The sequence below is a fragment of the Streptomyces sp. NPDC025273 genome, assembly GCF_040638585.1.
Taxonomy (GTDB): domain Bacteria; phylum Actinomycetota; class Actinomycetes; order Streptomycetales; family Streptomycetaceae; genus Streptomyces; species Streptomyces cinereorectus.
Genome location: NZ_JBEZYP010000008.1, coordinates 1 through 18,895, shown reverse-complemented (window position 1 = coordinate 18,895; position 18,895 = coordinate 1). Strand labels below are relative to the sequence as shown.

The following is an 18,895-nucleotide window of genomic DNA, read 5'->3' as shown; positions in this document are numbered from 1 at the left end:
CAGGCGGTCAGGGGGCTTTGAGCAAGTCGCGAAGCCCGGCGACGTACGCGCGCACGTCCCGTTCGGCGGGCAGTTCGACGGGGGCCTGTGGCGCCCCGTGCCCAGGCAGCCGGCAGGCGCGGCAGAGACCGTCCGGAAGCACCTCGGCTCGACCGGGTACACCGCACTCGGTGCATTCCATCATCGCCCGCCCCGCAGGCGCACCGGCAGCGGGCGGCAGGGGGGCGGCGGGCGCATGGGGCGGGATCTTGTCCGTGAGACGGCGGCGGACGAACCCGACCGGCGAGTCGACCTGGGCGGGCAGCCTGGCGACGAGGGCGCCGATGAGGTAGTCGGCGTCCACGCCACGCGCCAACCACCCTGCGGCCAGCGGCTCCAGGACCGCGCAGTCGGCTGCGGAGAGCGCCAGACGGGCATCGACGCGGCCGAGTCGCGCCAGGGCCGCGTACGCGACCGAAGGGCCCTCCGGCACGGGCGGGACCGGTGCCTGCGTCCGCTGCTGCGGTACGACGGGGGCCACCGGCCGGACGGCCACCGACTGGACGGCCACCGGCTCGGCGACCGCCGGCTGCTCGCGCTCGGCGCCGACGAGGGTCCCCCACCACTCGTTGTCGCGGGCGGTGCGGACCAGAACGTGCGGAAGACCCAGCGCACCTGCCCGCCCTCACCGGTCACCAGGCACCGCACGCGGCGCAGATACCCGGCGACGGACAGGGCCTTCAGGGCGGAGCCGACCGCCTGCTGACCGTAGAGCGGCAGCTGCTTGGCCAGGCCCTTCACGTCCATGGCCGCACCGTCGGGCAGCTGGTCGATGAACCCGGCGATGCTGCGCTCCCGTGGCGGCAGCAGCATGAAGTCGTCTGCGCTGCGCGGCTGCTGGTCCGGGGCGGACCGTTTGCCGTAGCCGGGACTGGCCATCGGGTACGGGCGCGAGGATGCGGGTGCGCACGGGGCGGGACTAGGGTGCTCGGTAGCCACGAGATCGTCTTCCATTCCGATCTTGGGGTGAGACCCCGGCCTGGTGTTGCTAGCACCGTGTCGGGGTCGTTCGTTTCCCGCACCGTAAGCAGCCGCGACTCTCCGCCGCAAGTCGGCCACTATTAGTCATACTTGCTGGCCGTGACGGGTCCGGGAGGTCGGGAAGGTCTTCCCCCACCCTTCTTTTCCCTACCGGTTGAAAGAAGGCGCTCGAATCCCGGAGCCCGCATCCCGACCCTCGGAGCCCGAAGCTCAAGCGTCGGGCCCGACGGCTCCCGCCACCACCCGGAAGAGTGATCCCGCCCCTCCCGGAGCTCGACCCTCGACACCCGGGTCCCGAAGCCGCCTCCCCAGGGCGAACGGCTCACGGCATGGGAGAGCGGGCCACGGCACCCGTGACCCGCTCTCCCGCCACCACCCGCCTCAGCGCCCGAGCCGCTGCGCGACCTCCGTCGCCCAGTAGGTCAGGATCATCTGCGCGCCCGCGCGCCGGATGCCCGTCAGGCTCTCCAGGATCGCCGCGTCCCGGTCGATCCAGCCCTTCTCCGCGGCGGCCTCGATCATCGCGTACTCGCCGCTGATCTGGTACGCCGCGACCGGCACGTCCACCGACTCGGCGACCTTGGCCAGGATGTCCAGGTACGGTCCGGCGGGCTTGACCATGACCATGTCGGCGCCCTCCTCCAGGTCGAGCGCCAGCTCGCGCATCGACTCACGGATGTTCGCCGGGTCCTGCTGGTACGTCTTGCGGTCGCCCTGGAGCGAGGAGCCCACCGCCTCGCGGAACGGGCCGTAGAACGCGGAGGAGTACTTCGCGGTGTAGGCGAGGATCGACACGTCCTCATGCCCGGTCTGGTCCAGCGCGTCGCGGATCACTCCGACCTGGCCGTCCATCATGCCGCTGGGGCCCACCACATGGGCGCCCGCGTCGGCCTGGACCTGCGCCATCTCGGCATACCGCTCCAGCGTCGCGTCGTTGTCGACGCGGCCGTCCCCGGTCAGCACCCCGCAGTGGCCGTGGTCGGTGTACTCGTCCAGGCACAGGTCGGACATGACCACCAGCTCGTCGCCCACCTCTTCCCGTACCGCCCGCAGCGCCACCTGGAGGATCCCGTCCGGGTCGGTGCCCGCCGTGCCCCGGGCGTCCTTCTTCCCGTCCAGCGGGACACCGAAGAGCATGATCCCGGAGACACCGGCCGCGACCGCGTCGACCGCGGCCTTCCGCAGGGTGTCCAGGGTGTGCTGCTGCACCCCGGGCATGGCCGAGATGGCGACCGGGGCGTCGATACCCTCGCGCACGAACGCGGGAAGGATCAGATTCGCGGGGTGCAGCCGCGTCTCGGCGACCATCCGCCGCATGACGGGCGTCGTCCGCAGCCGCCGGGGCCGCGAGCCGGGGAAGTTTCCGTACACAGTCATCCTTCGAGACTAGACCCGCACACATCACCGATTTACCGACACCCAAGCCGGGAAAACAGGCGGGACGACGGACAGGGGCCCGGCCGCTTCACGAAGAAGCGGCCGGGCCCCACACATCCGTACCGACCGTCAGGTCGTCGACCGGCGCCGTCTCGCACCCGGACGCCGCTCACTCGGCCGGGTCACGGGGTCCCCGGCCTCCTTCGCCGCGTCCCGGCGCTGCGCGCCGAAGTCCGCCAGCGCCTGGGCCAGCTTGTGGACCGAAGGCTCCGGGGACAGGACGTCGACCCGCAGGCCGTGCTCCTCGGCGGTCTTCGCCGTGGCGGGACCGATACACGCGATCACCGTCACGTTGTGCGGCTTGCCCGCGATGCCGACCAGGTTGCGGACCGTCGAGGACGAGGTGAAGAGCACCGCGTCGAAACCGCCGCCCTTGATCGCCTCACGGGTGTCGGCCGGCGGCGGCGAGGCGCGGACCGTGCGGTACGCGGTGACGTCGTCGACCTCCCAGCCGAGCTCGATGAGCCCGGCCACCAAGGTCTCCGTGGCGATGTCGGCGCGCGGCAGGAACACCCGGTCGATCGGGTCGAAGACCGGGTCGTACGGCGGCCAGTCCTCCAGCAGACCGGCGGCGGACTGCTCGCCGGACGGCACGAGATCCGGCTTCACACCGAAATCGACCAGCGCGGCGGCCGTCTGCTCACCGACGGCCGCGACCTTGATCCCGGCGAAGGCACGGGCGTCGAGCCCGTACTCCTCGAACTTCTCCCGCACGGCCTTGACCGCGTTCACCGAGGTGAAGGCGATCCACTCGTAGCGTCCCGTGACCAGGCCCTTGACCGCACGCTCCATCTGCTGGGGCGTACGGGGCGGCTCGACGGCGATCGTCGGGACCTCGTGCGGCACCGCACCGTACGAACGCAGCTGGTCGGAGAGCGAAGCCGCCTGCTCCTTCGTACGCGGCACGAGCACCTTCCAGCCGAACAACGGCTTGGACTCGAACCACGACAGCTGCTCACGCTGTGCGGCGGAGCTGCGCTCCCCGACCACGGCTATGACGGGCTGGTGCCCGTCCGGCGACGGGAGGACCTTGGCCTGCTTCAGCACCTGGGCGATCGTCCCGAGGGTCGCCGTCCAGGTCCGCTGGCGCGTCGTCGTCCCCGCGACCGTCACCGTCAGCGGGGTGTCGGGCTTGCGGCCCGCCGAGACCAGCTCACCGGCAGCCGCGGCCACCGAGTCGAGCGACGTGGACACGACGGCCGTCGCATCGCTCGCGCCGACCTCCGCCCAGCAGCGGTCCGAGGCGGTACGGGCGTCGACGAAGCGCACATCGGCGCCCTGCGCGTCACGCAGCGGCACACCGGCGTACGCCGGTACACCGACGGCGTTCGCGACGCCGGGCACGACCTCGAAGGGCACACCCGCGGCAGCGCAGGCGAGCATCTCCGCGCCCGTGTCGCCGTCCAGGCCGGGGTCCCCCGTAACGGCACGGACCACCCGCCTGCCACCCTTCGCTGCCTCCATGACAAGATTGGCGGCGTCCCTGAGAACGGGCACTCCGGCGGCTGTTGACGACATGTCAACAACCGTTACCTCAGGCGTGCTTACCCCTGCCCGCGCATGGCAGCGGACGACGTCGAGAACGTCGGGCTCGGCCACAAGAACGTCCGCGCTCGCGAGCGCCTCGACGGCGCGCAGAGTCAGCAGTCCCGGGTCGCCGGGACCGGCGCCGAGGAAGGTGACGTGCCCTGAGGACAGGACAGGGAAGTCGGATACGACGGGGCCGGTGGGGCTCAAAGTGCTCGCTCCCCCATAAGACCGGCCGCACCCTTGGCGAGCATCTCGGACGCGAGCTCGCGTCCGAGGGCCACCGCGTCGCCGTGCGACGTGGGAACGGGACCGGTGATGGACAGCTGCACCAGGGAAGTGCCGTCGGGGGAACCGACGACACCGCGCAGGCGCAGTTCGTTGACAGTCTGACCGTCGGCCAGGAGGTCGGCCAGCGCACCCACGGGTGCGGAGCAGCCGGCCTCCAGGGCGGCGAGCAGGGCGCGCTCGGCGGTCACGGCGACCCGGGTGTACGGATCGTCGAGCTCGGCGAGAGCTGCGGCGAGGTCGGCGCTGGTCGCAGCGCACTCGATCGCCAGTGCTCCCTGGCCGGGAGCGGGCAGGACGGTGTCGACCGGCAGGAAGTCGGTCACCTCACCGGTCCGCCCGAGGCGGCTGAGCCCGGCGGCGGCGAGTACCACCGCGTCCAGCTCTCCGCTCCGTACGAATCCGATACGCGTATCGACGTTGCCCCGGATCGGCACGGTCTCGATGTCGAGTCCGTGCGACCGGGCGTACGAGTTGAGCTGCGCCATGCGGCGCGCCGAACCGGTGCCTATACGGGCGCCGGACGGAAGCTGTCCGAAGGTCAGCCCGTCCCGGGCCACCAGTACGTCGCGCGGGTCCTCGCGCTCCGGTACGGCGGCCAGGACGAGGCCCTCCGGCTGAGTGGTCGGAAGGTCCTTGAGCGAGTGGACCGCGAAGTCCACCTCGCCGCTCAGCAGCGCCTCACGCAGCGCCGCGACGAACACGCCGGTCCCGCCGATCTGCGAGAGCTGCTCCCGCGAGACGTCCCCGTACGTGGTGATCTCGACGAGCTCGACGGCGCGCCCGGTCACCTCACGGACCGCATCGGCGACCATGCCGGACTGCGCCATGGCTAGCTTGCTGCGCCGGGTGCCGAGCCGGAGCGGCTTCGTGGTCTCCCCACCCAGGGGTGAGTTGTCGGTCATGACCGCCCTCTATTCGGGTCGTTCAGGTCTGCCCGGGAGACGGCGGCCACCGTCTGCGGGTCCAGGTCGAAGAGTTCCCGCAGCGCATCGGCGTACCCGGCGCCGCCGGGCTCGCTGGCGAGCTGCTTGACCCGCACGGTGGGCGCGTGCAGGAGCTTGTCGACGACGCGGCGCACGGTCTGCGTGATCTCCGCGCGCTGCTTCTCGTCCAGGTCGGGAAGGCGTCCGTCCAGCCGCGCGATCTCGCCGGCCACCACGTCGGCGGCCATGGTGCGCAGGGCGACGACGGTCGGCGTGATGTGGGCGGCCCGCTGGGCGGCACCGAAGGCGGCCACCTCGTCCGCGACGAGGGTGCGCACCTGGTCCACATCGGCGGCCATCGGAGCGTCCGCGGACGCCTCCGCGAGCGACTCGATGTCGACGAGGCGCACACCGTCGATGCGGTGGGCCGCTCCGTCGATGTCACGCGGCATGGCGAGGTCGAGCAGGTGGAGCCGGGCGGGGCCGCCGGAACGGGCCTGCGCGGGCACCCGCACAGCTGCCTGCGAAGCCGCGGTGGCGGAACCGTTCTCCACCCAGGCGGCGTGCTGGTCCAGCGGGTCGGGCGCGACGGCGGGAGCCGTGGAGGGCCTCTCCGCGATGTCGAAGTCGACGCCGAGCGCCTCGGCGACGGCCTCCGCGGTCAGGACGAGCCCGGTGGCGCCGGTGCAGGAGACGACGACGTCTGCACGTGTCAGTTCGTCCGCCACGGCGGCCATCTCCACGGCGCGGGCCGTGACCTGACCGCCCAGACCGAGGATCTCGACGAGCCGGTCGGCCCGGGCCCGGGTCCGGTTGGCGACAGCGATCTCGGCGACTCCGGCACGCGCCAGGGTGGCGGCGGCGAGCGAGGACATCGAGCCCGCGCCGATCACCAGGGCGCGCTTGCCCCCGGCCCACTCGGGCACCTCGGTGCCGTCCGCGAGCTGCTCCAGCCCGAAGGTGACGAGCGACTGTCCGGCCCGGTCGATCCCGGTCTCGCTGTGGGCGCGCTTGCCGACCCGCAGCGCCTGCTGGAAGAGGTCGTTCAGCAGGCGTCCGGCAGTGTGCAGGTCCTGCCCCAGCGCGAGCGCGTCCTTGATCTGTCCGAGGATCTGCCCCTCGCCCACGACCATCGAGTCCAGCCCGCACGCCACCGAGAAGAGGTGGTGGACGGCCCGGTCCTCGTAGTGCACGTACAGATACGGAGTGAGCTCGTCCAGGCCGACGCCGCTGTGCTGCGCCAGCAGCGTGGAGAGCTCGGCCACACCCGCGTGGAACTTGTCCACGTCCGCGTACAGCTCGATGCGGTTGCAGGTGGCCAGCACGGCGCCCTCGGTCGCGGGTTCCGCGGCGAGGGTGTCCTGCAGCAGCTTGGTCTGGGCCTCGGGCGCCAGCGACGCCCGCTCCAGCACGGAGACGGGAGCGCTGCGGTGGCTCAGTCCTACGACCAGGAGACTCATGCCGGCATCACGGCGGGCATGTCCCCGTCGGGTCCCTTCCGGTGCGCGGGGGTGGCGCGCACGGGCGGCGCCTGGTCCTCGTCGGGGTCCTCGGCCGCGGCGCCGTCGGCGGCGGCTTCCTCGCCGGCCTTGCGCTGCTCGTGGAAGGCGAGGATCTGCAGCTCGATCGAGAGGTCGACCTTGCGCACGTCCACGCCCTCGGGCACGGAGAGCACCGTCGGGGCGAAGTTCAGGATGGAGGTCACACCGGCGGCGACGAGCCGGTCACAGACCTGCTGGGCCGCGCCGGGCGGGGTGGTGATGACGCCGATGGACACACCGTTGTCGCTGATGATCCGGTCCAGGTCGTCGGTGTGCTGGACGGCGATCCCGGCCACGGGCGTACCCGTCATGGCGGGGTCGGCGTCGATCAGGGCGGCGACCCGGAAACCACGGGAGGCGAAGCCGCCGTAGTTGGCGAGCGCGGCGCCGAGGTTACCGATGCCGACGATGGCGACCGGCCAGTCCTGGGTGAGGCCGAGTTCGCGGGAGATCTGGTAGACGAGATACTCCACGTCGTACCCGACACCACGCGTGCCGTAGGAACCCAGGTAGCTGAAGTCCTTGCGCAGCTTGGCGGAGTTGACCCCCGCGGCGGCGGCGAGTTCCTCGGAGGAGACCGTGGGGACCGAGCGCTCGGAGAGCGCCGTCAGTGCGCGTAGGTACAGCGGTAGCCGGGCGACGGTGGCCTCGGGAATTCCTCGGCTACGGGTCGCCGGTCGGTGAGTTCGGCCAGTTGCCACGGTGCTCCTGCGGGATGAGCGGGGCTGCAGGCGGCCGTATGTCCAAAGACCGCCCCGTCCACAGCAGGCTATGTCTTTGTGAACGCGTGCACAAAGATAGTGTCCGTTTTGTCCGGTCAAAGTGACCGGGGTCACGCATATTCCGTGCGGGATCCCGGAACCCGGGACCGCATAGGGCCGTTGCAGGCCCGAAGGGGGCACAGCGGTACACACTCCTCATGTCCTCGCCCCCGAGACCACTCAAAACGCCCACGATGTTAACCGGGATTCACCAGGTGACCTCCTTCACGCACCCAGTGCCGTACGCAGCCTCGCCGGGTCCACGCGCCAGAACGTGTGCTGTTCGCCGTCGATCAGGACCACCGGGATCTGCTCCCAGTACTCCTTGTACAGCTCCTCGTCCCGAGTGATGTCCTCCTCCACCCAGGACGCGCCGGTCTCCTCGCAGACCGCGCGCACCACCAGCCTCGCGTCGTCGCACAGGTGACAGCCGGGCTTCCCCACGAGGGTCACCACCCGGTCAGCGGGCTTCTTCTTCGCACGACGCAGCAGGGCACTCATACCCTCATTCTGCGCCCCTCGGGGGGTCACCCGTTCAACACTCCGGTCCCGAAGAGTTCACACCGACGCATCCCGCCGGGTCGGGAACGGCCGAACAGAATCGCTATGGTTACCGCATGGCCGCTCTTGGATGGCTCACACCCCGCAGACGCCCCGCGACAGCACGGAGCGTGCTGGCAGGCGAGGCCGCTGCCGAGGCCGCGCAGAAGTCGGCACTTCCCGCTGACGAGTCCTCCCTTCCCGCCGACGCCGCGGAGCTGCTGACCGCGGCCGAGGAGGCCGGGGAGCCCGCGTTCCCCGTCGCGGGGGACGACCGGGCCGCCGCCTTCTTCGACCTCGACAACACCGTGATGCAGGGCGCCGCGATCTTCCACTTCGGCCGGGGCCTGTACAAGCGGAAGTTCTTCCAGCGCCGCGAGCTGACCCGGTTCGCCTGGCAGCAGGCCTGGTTCAGGCTGGCCGGTGTCGAGGACCCCGAACACATGCAGGACGCCCGCGACAGCGCGCTGTCCATCGTCAAGGGCCACCGCGTCGCCGAACTGATGTCCATCGGCGAGGAGATCTACGACGAGTACATGGCCGACCGCATCTGGCCCGGCACCCGCGCCCTGGCGCAGGCCCACCTGGACGCCGGTCAGAAGGTCTGGCTGGTCACCGCCGCACCGGTGGAGACCGCCACGATCATCGCCCGCCGCCTGGGCCTGACCGGCGCACTGGGCACGGTCGCCGAATCGGTCGACGGCGTCTACACCGGCCGCCTGGTCGGCGAACCGCTGCACGGCCCGGCGAAGGCCGAGGCGGTACGCGCGCTGGCGGCGGCGGAGGGCCTGGACCTGGAGCGCTGCGCGGCGTACAGCGACTCGCACAACGACATCCCGATGCTGTCACTGGTGGGCCACCCGTACGCGATCAACCCGGACACCAAGCTGCGCAAGCACGCCCGCGCCCTGGACTGGCGGCTGCGCGACTACCGCACCGGCCGCAAGGCGGCCAAGGTCGGCATCCCGGCCGCGGCCGGCGTCGGCGCACTGGCCGGCGGCACCGCCGCCGCGGTCGCCCTCCACCGCCGCCGCCGCTGACCCGCGGCGCGGCCTGCGCCCCCGCGCCGGGCCGCCCGACGCGCCCCTGACGGGCAGGACGCGTCCCCGGCCCCCGGCCGCACCCGGGGACGTACCGCCGATCGGGACAGGCTCCGCAGCGTCCGCACCCATCGCTCCGGCCAGTCGCGTTGCGTACGGGCGAGCACAACCGGCCACCCCCGCAGGCAAATCACGAAGCAATTCGATCAGTAAGCGGTCACGATGTGCCGCTCTAACCATCACTTAGAGGTTAGGAAAGCGACGTAACCGGCGATTTTAGCAACTGGGTGTAGCACAGCCTGTACGAAGCGTTATTCTCCTCAGACGCATCAGAAGCCCGCCACCGCTACCACGAGTGACGGTTTTCGAACTGCACGTGATGGAAGCTCTGCCTCTGGGAGTCCCGTGTACCCACACGTCGGGGTTGACGCCTCGGGCCTGGCTACGCTGCGCGCAACGGTCCTCGACCACATGCGCGGCTTCGTCCCCACCGCGTACGCCGCGCCCGCGTTTGCCACCCCTGCACCTGCCGGCCCTTGCTATGCGCTGGCCGAACGCGGCGCGGCGGTCGGAAGACGCAGCAGCCGCGGCGCCACGACCACGTCAGCCGTTCGCCGGCCGACGGCCGACAGCGACAGCGCGCGCATGATGGATCTCGTCGAGCGCGCACAGGCCGGTGAGGCCGAGGCCTTCGGCCGCCTGTACGACCAGTACAGCGACACCGTGTACCGGTACATCTACTACCGCGTGGGAGCGAAGGCGACGGCCGAGGACCTCACCAGCGAGACCTTCCTGCGCGCGCTCCGCCGCATCTCCACCTTCACCTGGCAGGGCCGCGACTTCGGCGCCTGGCTGGTCACCATCGCCCGCAACCTGGTCGCCGACCACTTCAAGTCCAGTCGCTTCCGTCTGGAAGTGACCACCGGCGAGATGCTCGACGCCAACGAGGTCGCGCGCAGCCCCGAGGACTCCGTCCTGGAGTCCCTCTCCAATGCCGCGTTGCTCCAGGCCGTGCGCCGGCTCAACCCACAACAGCAGGAGTGCGTCACCCTGAGATTCCTGCAGGGCCTCTCGGTCGCCGAGACCGCCCGTGTGATGGGCAAGAACGAGGGCGCGATCAAGACCCTGCAGTACCGTGCCGTCCGGACACTCGCCAGACTCCTGCCCGACGACGCCCGCTGACCTCACTGTTCGTGACGTGCTCGTGACACACTGGTCGGATCATCGGTCGTCCGTAACCCAACTGCCGCGCCCCTCGTTGTGCCGGATGCAGGCCCCCTGTCGCCCCACCTGACCGCATCCACACGCGCTCGATCGTGTGGAAACGCGTCCGGTGGGCAACCTTCCGGACCCTCAGGGGAGTCGACCGTCATGACGAGAGGAGGTGCCGCCAGTGATCGCAAACGTTTCGGCACACCGGCGGGCGAACGCCTTCGCCCAGGCCCTGGAGGAGCAGTCGCCCCAGGGTGCGACGGCCGTGCAGCCCGAGGAACAGGCCGAACAGGCCGACCACGGAACGCTGTTGGCCCTGGCGAACGGCCTCGGTGAGCTACCGAAGCCTGAATTGGATCCCGAGGTCAAAGTGGTGCAACGAGCGCAGCTCGTCGCGGCCATGGAGACCATGTTCGCCGAAGGCGGTGTGTCCACGGGCCCTACGGTGCCCGAACAACGGAGCAAGGGAGCCCACCGGGCCTCCCCGCTCCGGAAATTGCGCCCACGCTCCCGCTGGGCGAAGGGCCTCACCGCGGGCGGACTCACGGTCGGTGTGGCCGCGGGAGCGTTCGGCGGAGTGGCCGCTGCCAGTTCCGACGCCCTGCCGGGTGATTCCCTGTACGGGCTCAAGCGCGGCATGGAGGACATCAGCCTCGGCATGGCCAACGGCGACGCCGACCGGGGCGAGATCTACCTCGACCAGGCGTCGACCCGGCTGAACGAGGCCCGCCGCCTGATGGAGCGGGGCCGCGCCGGCGAGCTGGACCACGAGTCTCTCGGCGAGGTCAGACGCGCGCTCAACGGCATGACGCACGACGCCGGCGAGGGCCACCGCCTGCTCCACGCCGCATACCAGCGCGACGGCTCCCTGGGGCCGATCCAGACGCTGGACTCCTTCTCCCGCTCGCACCGCGCGAGCTGGAGCAGCCTCCGCGACCGGCTGCCCGTCCAGCTGACCGACATCCGAGACAAGGTCAGCTCCGTCTTCGAGGCCATGGACCAGGAAGTCGCCCCGCTGCAGTCCCTGCTCCCCCGCACCCCGGGCACCGGCGGGGACGCGAAGCGGTCCGGCTCCACCCACGAGGACAACGGCCCCTCCGGTACGGACCCCACGGCGCCCTCCACGTCGAAGGCTCCGGGCTCCGGCTCGGACGACAGCACGCCGACGCCGTCCGGTTCGGACAGCAGCCCGGCCGACGGCCTCCTCGGCGGCGGTACGGACGGCCTGCTGGACGACCTCCCGACGGACGGCGGCACGACGTCCGCCCCGAATGGCGGCACCACCGGCGGGTCCCCCGCACCGGAGGTGACCCTCCCGCCGCTGCTCCCGGGCCTGCTGCCCGGCTTGGGCATCGACAGCGAGGAGCCGTAGCCGCAGCACGCGAAGAAGGGGCCGTCGCGTTCGGACGGCCCCTTCTTCGCGTGCCAGGTCAGAAGAAGACCGACCGGCGCTGCACCAGCAGCTTGTACAGCGTGTGCTGGATCTGCTCCCGCACCTGGTCCGTCAGGTTGAACATCAGCATCGGGTCCTCCGCCGCCTCCGGCGGATACCCGTCCGTCGGAATCGGCTCCCCGAACTGGATGGTCCACTTCGTCGGGAGCGGCACCGCACCCAGCGGTCCCAGCCACGGGAACGTCGGAGTGATCGGGAAGTACGGGATGCCCAGGACCCGCGCCAGCGTCTTCGCGTTGCCGATCATCGGGTAGATCTCCTCGGCGCCCACGATCGAGCACGGCACGATCGGCACCCCGGCCCGCAGCGCCGTCGACACGAAACCGCCTCGCCCGAAGCGCTGCAGCTTGTACCGCTCGCCGAACGGCTTGCCGATGCCCTTGAAGCCCTCGGGCATCACCCCGACGACCTCGCCGCGCTCCAGCAGCCGCTCCGCGTCCTGTGCGCAGGCAAGTGTGTGGCCGGCCTTCCTGGCCAGCTCGTTGACCACCGGGAGCATGAAGACCAGATCGGCCGCGAGCAGCCGCAGATGACGCTCGGCCGGGTGGTTGTCGTGCACCGCGACCTGGAGCATCAGCCCGTCCAGCGGCAGGGTCCCGGAGTGGTTGGCCACGATGAGCGCCCCGCCGTCGGACGGGATGTTCTCGATGCCCTTCACCTCGACGCGGAAGTACTTGTCCGCGAGCGGACGCAGCAGCGACATGAGGACCTGGTCGGTCAGCTCCTTGTCGTAGCCGAACTCGTCGACGTCGTAGTCCCCCGTGACCCGCCGCCGCAGGAACGCGAGCCCGCTCGCGATCCGCCGGTCCCAGGTGTTGCCCCCGGAGCCCTCCTGCGGCTCCTGGGGCGGCTCGGCCTCCTGGGCCGCCGCCTCCGGCACCTGGCCGCCCGGCAGGGCGCTCACGGGCGCCGTACCGGGCGCCGCCGCAGGCGCCTGGCCCCGTCCGCCGCCCGGCAGCACGCCTCTGCGTCGCGCCGCGCCGGAGCGCGAACGGTCGTCGTCGAACGGGATCACCTTGGCGTCCGCCATCGTCGGTCGCGCTCCTCTACCTGGCGCCGTCAGTCGAATGTGCCGCACCGGGCCCGCCGCGGGCCGGGCCCCCGGCGAGCGGCAGCTCCGCCACCCGGCCGATCACCCGGCTCACCGCCTCCGGCGGCAGCAGCCCCGGCCCTCTCGCCTTCACGAACTCCTCGAAGGTCTCCGCCGTGGTGAACCGCGGGCGGAAGCCCAGCGTCTCGCGCATCTGCACCGTCGAGACGACCCTGCCATGGGTGAGCAGCCGGATCTGCTCCGGAGAGAAGTCGGTCATACCGATCGTACGGAGAGCCGAGCCGACCCAGGTCACGGCGGGCAGCAGCAGGGGCACGGTCGGCCGTCCCAGCCTGCGCGAGCACTGCGAGAGCAGCAGGACACCGTCACCCGCGATGTTGAAGGTGCCGCTGTTCAGCGTCCCGCGCCGCGGCTCCCGGGCGGCGATCTCCAGGACGTCGATGACGTCGTCCTCGTGGACGAACTGCAGCCTGGGGTCGTAGCCGAAGACCGTCGGCAGGACCGGCAGCGACAGATAGTCGGCGAGCGGCGAATCGGGCTTCGGGCCCAGGATGTTCGCGAACCGCAGCACGCACACGGCCACGTCCGGCCTGCGCCGCGCGAAGCCGCGTACGTACCCCTCGACCTCCACCGCGTCCTTGGCGAAGCCGCCGCTGGGCAGGGACTTGGGCGGGGTCGTCTCGGTGAAGACCGCGGGGTCGCGGGGCGCGGAGCCGTACACGCTCGTGCTGGACTTGATCACGAGTCGCTGGACGGTCGGGGACTTCTGGCAGGCACCGAGCAGCTGCATGGTGCCGATGACGTTGGTCTCCTTGACCGTCGTCCGGCCGCCGGCGCCGAGCGCCTTGCCGGAGACGTCCAGGTGGACGACCGTGTCGACGGAGTGCTCGGCGAGGACCCTGGCGATCGCGGGCTGCCTGATGTCCGCCGACACGAATGCGGCGTCCCCCAACTGATGGGCGGGCGCGACCGCGTCGACGGCGATCACCCGGTCGACACCGGGATCGCGCTGGACGCGGCGCACGAAGCGGCCGCCCAGCTGCCGGGCCGCGCCTGTGACGAGCACGATCTTTCCCAAGATCAGCGCCTTCCGTCGTTCGTTCGTCGAGCGGGGTCTTCCCCTTGCCGTCACCGTAGTCGCTGGATGTCGCCCTGTGACGACCCCATGGCGTGCTTTACCGAACCGATGGCCGGAAAGGGCGAGGCAGGACACACCGAAGCCCTCCCGCCGGGTGAGGCGGGAGGGCTTCGGATGCACGAACTGCGTTCGCCTACTTCTTGTTGCGACGCTGAACGCGCGTGCGCTTGAGCAGCTTGCGGTGCTTCTTCTTGGCCATCCGCTTGCGCCGCTTCTTGATAACAGAGCCCACGACTACCCTCGCTCACTTCTTCTTCACTGGTGCGGGGCGTCTGGGCCCACACGACCTACGTCGGCCTAGCCTACCCGCCACTGGGTGAGGGGCGTAATCCGAGGGCAACGTCAGGCCGACTCCACCCCCACGAAGGACTCGCGGAGATACTCGTGAACCGCTTGCTCCGGGACCCGGAAGGACCTTCCCACCCTGATCGCCGGCAGATGACCGCTGTGCACCAAGCGGTACACGGTCATCTTCGACACCCTCATGACCGAGGCGACTTCCGCCACGGTCAGAAACTTGACCTCGTTGAGAGGCCTCTCGCTGCCAGCAGCCATGACCCACCTGTACCTTCCGCACGAGACGCGCACCGGCTTCCCCTCCGGTGACTCTTCGTCGCTGTGCGCTCACTCCCCAGATTAGGGGCGCGTGATGCGAGTGGGGAAGAGGAGGGGTGATCGGCCGCCTACTGTGACAGAAACGCCCGATTGAGCACATACCGACCGAGCGGGCGGTAGTGATCGGACCGCACGGCGTCATCAAGCGGAACGGCGACGGACACCAGACCCTCCGCCTCGCCCACGAACAGCGCGGGATCGTCCGTGTCGGCCAGGCCGATGGCCTCGATGCCCAGCTGACCTGCCCCGCAGACCCATCCGTGATCCCCGACCACCAGCTCCGGCAGCACCCCTCCGGTCTCCACGACCCCCTCAAGAACGGCCCGAACCGGCAGCGGCGAATGAGTGTGCGCGCCGGGCTCACCCCCCACAGCGCGCACGCCCGGTTCACGCACCAGTGCGACTCCTCGTACGTAGTCGAGGCGGTACGTGCGTACGCCGAACCGGGTCGTTATGTCGATACATCGGCCCTGCGCGGGGGTGAGTACCGCACACCCGGCCGCCGACATGGCGTCTGCCAGCCCGGCGTAGAACCCCAGCAGCCGATGCGGATGCCCCGTCCCGAACAGCACCGGGGCCCTTCTCCGCGCAGCACCCGCGAGCCGTTCCGCGAAGGCGCGCAGACCGGCCAGGGTCCGCTCCGGATCGATCAGATCAGGACCTGACACATGGCCAGGATCGTCGGAGACCCCGCACTTGTCGGCCATCAGGCGCAGGAGATCACGCTCTCCCCACGCCCCTTCGGGATCCAGGCCGAGCAACACGCGCGGATCTCTCGCGGCGAAGAGGCGATAACTCCGCAGGCTGGTCTCCCGCGACGTGGCCACGGGCCCGGCCAGCCGGGCCGCCAGCAGATGAGCGCGCAGCGCTCCGGTGCTCAACACCTTTCGATGCTCCCGCACCGGGACCGTCCCGGGACCAGAACCCCTACGATGCCCCACCGTTGGCGTAACCCTGGCTCAGGCCAGCATCCCCCGCAGCGGGAACACCGCCCGCCTGGCCGCCAGCACCGCCTGGTCCAGCCGGTCCGCCGGGTCGTACCCGTCCTCCCACGACTGCCACGACGGCGTACGGCCGTCCGTCATCCGGGCCGGCCCCAACTGCCTCGTCCGGGCGTAGACCTCGTCCCGCCACGACGAGGGAATGACCGACTCCGGGTCCACCGGCGCATGGGCGGCGATTCCCACCAGATGGGTCCAGGACCGCGGCACCACGTCCACCACCGCGTAACCGCCCCCGCCCAGCGCCACCCAGCGACCGCCCTCGGCGTACGCGTGGGCAAGCTCGTGGCAGGCCGCCATGACCGCCCGCTGCGCGTCCAGCGACACCGCGAGATGGGCGAGCGGATCCTCGAAGTGCGTGTCGGCCCCGTGCTGCGTCACCAGCACCTGCGGCCGGAAGTCCGCCAGGAGCTCCGGCACCACCGCGTGGAACGCCCGCAGCCATCCCGCATCACCCGTACCTGCCGGCAGCGCCACGTTCACCGCACCGCCCTCCCCCGCACCCGCACCGGTCTCCTCCGGCCATCCGGTCTGCGGGAAAAGGGTGCGCGGATGCTCGTGCAGCGACACGGTCAGCACCCGCGGGTCCTCCCAGAACGCCGCCTGCACCCCGTCCCCGTGGTGCACGTCCACATCGACGTACGCGACGCGCTCGGCCCCCAGCTCCAGCAGCCGGGCGATGGCGAGCGCCGGGTCGTTGTAGATGCAGAAGCCCGCGGCACCTCCGGGCATCGCGTGGTGCAGCCCGCCGGTGAAATTCACGGCGTGTGCGGTCTCCCCGCGCCACACCGCCTCCGCGGCCCCCACGGACAGCCCCGCGATGAGCGCGGACACCTCGTGCATGCCGGTGAAGGCGGGATCGTCCTCCGTCCCGATGCCGTACGCCTGGTCGGCCGCCCGGGGATCCGCGGAGGCGGCCCGTACGGCCGCCACGTAGTCCTCGCGGTGCACCAGCCGCAGCGTGGACTGCCCGGCGGCCTTGGCCGACCGCACGTCCACCGCTCCGTCGAGCCCGAACGCCCGCACCAGCCCTATCGTCAGGGCAAGCCTGACCGGGTCCATGGGATGACTGGCTCCGAAGTCGTATCCCGTTACTGCGTCATCCCACATCAGCCGCGCGCGCCCGCTCATGCCCGACACCGTATCGGGCCGGCTCCGGGTCGAACGACCGGGCGTAGAGCAGCGTCGCCAGAACCAGCACCATCGGGACGAGCATCGCGCCCCGATAACTCCAGGCGTCCCCGAGCGCCCCCACGAGCGGCGATCCGACGAGGAACCCCACGTAGTTGAAGACGTTCAGCCGGGCGACGGCCACGTCGCTCGCCCCGGGAAACATCCGCCCCGCGGCGGCGAACGTCTGCGGCACGATCACACAGAGCCCCAGCCCCAGCAGGGTGAACCCGAGCATCCCCCACCACGCCCCGGGCGCCACGGCCACCACCCCGAAGCCCACCGCGGCCAGCACGCTCCCGCCCCGCACGACGGCCACCGCCCCGAACCGCCGCACCCCGAGGTCCCCCACGGCCCGCCCCATCAGCGTGGTCGCCATGTAGACGTTGTACGGAACGGTCGCCAGCTGCTCCGAACCACCCAGCACGTCCCGCAGGTACTTCGCGCTCCAGTTGGAGACCGTCGAGTCCCCTATGTACGCGAACGCCATCACCAGGCAGAGCGGCATCAGCAGCTTGAACGGCACGGACGCCCCGGCGCCGGGCGCCGCGCCGGCGCCCCCGGCCTCCGCCGCCGGCACGGACCGCCCGTCCACGTACCACCGGCTCCCGACGAGAGCCACGGGCAACAGCACGCCCACGACCGGCAGCCAGGACACGAACAGCGACAGGTCCCCGCGCGCCCCCACCCAGGCCAGCGACGCCCCGGCGATACCACCCAGGCTGAACGCGGCATGGAAACCGAGCATGATGCTGCGACCGTAGGCCCGCTGCAGGCTGACGCCCATCATGTTCATGGACGCGTCCAGCGCCCCGACGCCCAGGCCGAAGACACCCAGCGCGAGGGCGAGCTGCCACACCTCGCTGCCCGCGCCCACGCCGAGCAGCGCCAGCAGCACCACGGGCTGCGCCCACCGGAGCACGGTCCCGGGCCGCACCCGTGCGACCACTTTCTCGGTGGCCACACTGGCGACCCCCGCCAGGACAGGCACGGCGGCCAGGAAGGCGGGCAGCAGCCCGTCGGATATCCCGTACCGGTCCTGAATGGCGGGGATGCGCGTCACGAGCAGGGCGAAGGTCACCCCTTGCACCAGGAAGCCGAGCGCCAGTGAGGCTCTGCCGTACCGCAGCCGCGCATCCGTCATGGCCGCGAGCGTAGAGCCAGGAGCTACCCCTGGGTAGCTCGATCAGGCCAGCAGTTTGGGGAGCTGCGACATGTCGGAGAAACATCCGGTGACGCCGACGAGCCGGTCCGCCGGCATCATCGAGGTGAATCCGTACACGTCCATCCCGGCGGCGCGGGCTGCCTCGACCCCGAGCGGGCTGTCCTCGATGACGACACACCGCTCGGGGGCGACACCCATCCGTTCGGCGGCATGGAGGAACAGGTCCGGGGCCGGCTTCCCCCGTCCGACGTCCTCGGAGCTGAAGATCCACTCCTCCTCGAACCACTGGCCCAGCCCGGCCTTCCCGTGTCCGGCCGCGATCTTCTGGTGGCTTCCGGAGGAGGCGACACAGTACGCCACCCCGTCGGCGACGAGCTCGCCGAGCAGCTCGTCGACCCCGTCCACCGCGACCAGCTGTTCCTCCTGGAACGCGGCGAGGGTGCGGCGGTGGAGCTCCTCGTCGAAGTCCGCGGGCAGTTTCTGGCCGGTCCGCTCCTCCACCAGGTCGTGGATGCGGTGGACGGCTGCCCCCATGTAGTCGTGGAGGGACTCCTCGTACGAGGTGGGGTGGCCGAGCTCGGTGAGGTAGCCGGCGAGGACGGTGTTGGAGATCGGCTCACTGTCGACGAGCACACCATCGTTGTCGAAGATGACCAGTTCGTAGCGCATGGTCCGACCCTAGACGCTCAGAACGCAGAAAAGCCCCGTGCCACAAAGGCACGGGGCTTCCCCGGAAAAATTGTTCGGCGGCGTCCTACTCTCCCACAGGGTCCCCCCTGCAGTACCATCGGCGCTGAAAGGCTTAGCTTCCGGGTTCGGAATGTAACCGGGCGTTTCCCTAACGCAATGACCACCGAAACACTATGAAATTAACCAACACCGGAAAAAAACACGGCCGTTCGTTATTTCAGAACTAACACAGTGGACGCGAGCAACTGAGGACAAGCCCTCGGCCTATTAGTACCAGTCAGCTCCACCCGTTACCGGGCTTCCACATCTGGCCTATCAAC

General features: G+C 70.7%; 17 protein-coding genes, 2 rRNA genes and 1 pseudogene. 3 read left to right on the top strand and 17 right to left on the bottom strand.

Features of this window, described 5'->3' with window-relative positions:
• Nucleotides 1-7: 7 nt before the first annotated feature.
• The 7 genes and pseudogenes from AB0F38_RS15250 to AB0F38_RS15220 form a co-directional block, all read right to left on the bottom strand.
• Nucleotides 8-918 (bottom strand): annotated as a pseudogene (locus tag AB0F38_RS15250) (MarR family transcriptional regulator).
• A gap of 483 nt (nt 919-1,401) precedes the next feature.
• A complete protein-coding gene (hemB, locus tag AB0F38_RS15245) occupies nt 1,402-2,397 on the bottom strand; it encodes a porphobilinogen synthase (RefSeq protein WP_361892251.1) in 996 nt (331 codons plus the stop codon).
• Between the two features lie 129 nt (nt 2,398-2,526).
• Nucleotides 2,527-4,194, bottom strand: a complete 1,668-nt coding sequence (locus AB0F38_RS15240) for a bifunctional uroporphyrinogen-III C-methyltransferase/uroporphyrinogen-III synthase (RefSeq protein ID WP_361892248.1) — start codon at nt 4,192-4,194, stop codon at nt 2,527-2,529.
• Nucleotides 4,191-5,177: a hydroxymethylbilane synthase gene (gene hemC, locus AB0F38_RS15235; RefSeq protein ID WP_361892245.1), complete on the bottom strand. Its 987-nt coding sequence runs from the start codon at nt 5,175-5,177 to the stop codon at nt 4,191-4,193. The genes AB0F38_RS15240 and hemC overlap by 4 nt, the downstream gene beginning before the upstream one ends.
• The gene (locus AB0F38_RS15230) at nt 5,174-6,658 is read right to left on the bottom strand and encodes a glutamyl-tRNA reductase (protein WP_361892242.1); all 1,485 of its coding nucleotides are present in this window, start codon (nt 6,656-6,658) and stop codon (nt 5,174-5,176) included. The genes hemC and AB0F38_RS15230 overlap by 4 nt, the downstream gene beginning before the upstream one ends.
• Nucleotides 6,655-7,440, bottom strand: coding sequence for a redox-sensing transcriptional repressor Rex (locus tag AB0F38_RS15225; protein ID WP_361892239.1), 786 nt, complete (start codon nt 7,438-7,440; stop codon nt 6,655-6,657). The genes AB0F38_RS15230 and AB0F38_RS15225 overlap by 4 nt, the downstream gene beginning before the upstream one ends.
• Nucleotides 7,441-7,725: 285 nt before the next feature.
• The gene (locus AB0F38_RS15220) at nt 7,726-8,001 is read right to left on the bottom strand and encodes a glutaredoxin family protein (RefSeq protein WP_361892236.1); all 276 of its coding nucleotides are present in this window, start codon (nt 7,999-8,001) and stop codon (nt 7,726-7,728) included.
• 116 nt (nt 8,002-8,117) lie between these two features.
• Here AB0F38_RS15220 and AB0F38_RS15215 point away from each other — a divergent pair, with 116 nt between their 5' ends.
• The 3 genes from AB0F38_RS15215 (at nt 8,118) to AB0F38_RS15205 (ending at nt 11,664) form a co-directional block, all read left to right on the top strand.
• Nucleotides 8,118-9,080 (top strand): HAD-IB family hydrolase, encoded by a 963-nt coding sequence (locus AB0F38_RS15215; RefSeq protein WP_361892233.1) that lies wholly within the window; start codon nt 8,118-8,120, stop codon nt 9,078-9,080.
• Between the two features lie 405 nt (nt 9,081-9,485).
• Nucleotides 9,486-10,262, top strand: coding sequence for an ECF subfamily RNA polymerase sigma factor, BldN family (locus tag AB0F38_RS15210; protein ID WP_361892231.1), 777 nt, complete (start codon nt 9,486-9,488; stop codon nt 10,260-10,262).
• Between the two features lie 211 nt (nt 10,263-10,473).
• A complete protein-coding gene (locus AB0F38_RS15205) occupies nt 10,474-11,664 on the top strand; it encodes a DUF5667 domain-containing protein (RefSeq protein ID WP_361892228.1) in 1,191 nt (396 codons plus the stop codon).
• 58 nt (nt 11,665-11,722) lie between these two features.
• Here AB0F38_RS15205 and AB0F38_RS15200 read toward each other — a convergent pair whose 3' ends face one another.
• The 10 genes from AB0F38_RS15200 to AB0F38_RS15155 form a co-directional block, all read right to left on the bottom strand.
• Nucleotides 11,723-12,775: a lysophospholipid acyltransferase family protein gene (locus tag AB0F38_RS15200; protein WP_361892225.1), complete on the bottom strand. Its 1,053-nt coding sequence runs from the start codon at nt 12,773-12,775 to the stop codon at nt 11,723-11,725.
• Between the two features lie 16 nt (nt 12,776-12,791).
• Nucleotides 12,792-13,874 carry an NAD-dependent epimerase/dehydratase family protein gene (locus AB0F38_RS15195; RefSeq protein ID WP_361892222.1) on the bottom strand — a complete coding sequence of 361 codons (1,083 nt, stop codon included), beginning with the start codon at nt 13,872-13,874 and terminating at the stop codon, nt 12,792-12,794.
• A 193-nt stretch (nt 13,875-14,067) separates the two neighbouring features.
• Nucleotides 14,068-14,166, bottom strand: coding sequence for an AURKAIP1/COX24 domain-containing protein (locus tag AB0F38_RS15190; protein WP_003948845.1), 99 nt, complete (start codon nt 14,164-14,166; stop codon nt 14,068-14,070).
• Nucleotides 14,167-14,276: 110 nt separating this feature from the next.
• A complete protein-coding gene (locus tag AB0F38_RS15185; RefSeq protein ID WP_014046653.1) occupies nt 14,277-14,489 on the bottom strand; it encodes a helix-turn-helix domain-containing protein in 213 nt (70 codons plus the stop codon).
• 128 nt (nt 14,490-14,617) lie between these two features.
• A complete protein-coding gene (locus tag AB0F38_RS15180) occupies nt 14,618-15,433 on the bottom strand; it encodes a phosphatase (protein ID WP_361892220.1) in 816 nt (271 codons plus the stop codon).
• Nucleotides 15,434-15,508: 75 nt separating this feature from the next.
• On the bottom strand, nt 15,509-16,681 hold the full coding sequence (locus AB0F38_RS15175; protein WP_361892217.1) for an acetoin utilization protein AcuC: 1,173 nt from the start codon (nt 16,679-16,681) through the stop codon (nt 15,509-15,511).
• A complete protein-coding gene (locus AB0F38_RS15170; protein ID WP_361892215.1) occupies nt 16,650-17,864 on the bottom strand; it encodes an MFS transporter in 1,215 nt (404 codons plus the stop codon). The genes AB0F38_RS15175 and AB0F38_RS15170 overlap by 32 nt, the downstream gene beginning before the upstream one ends.
• A 42-nt stretch (nt 17,865-17,906) precedes the next feature.
• Complete coding sequence (locus AB0F38_RS15165; protein ID WP_361892212.1) at nt 17,907-18,554, bottom strand: HAD family hydrolase; 648 nt, start codon at nt 18,552-18,554, stop codon at nt 17,907-17,909.
• 72 nt (nt 18,555-18,626) lie between these two features.
• Nucleotides 18,627-18,743 (bottom strand): 5S ribosomal RNA (gene rrf, locus AB0F38_RS15160).
• Nucleotides 18,744-18,822: 79 nt separating this feature from the next.
• Nucleotides 18,823-18,895 (bottom strand): 23S ribosomal RNA (locus tag AB0F38_RS15155); the annotation flags it as partial.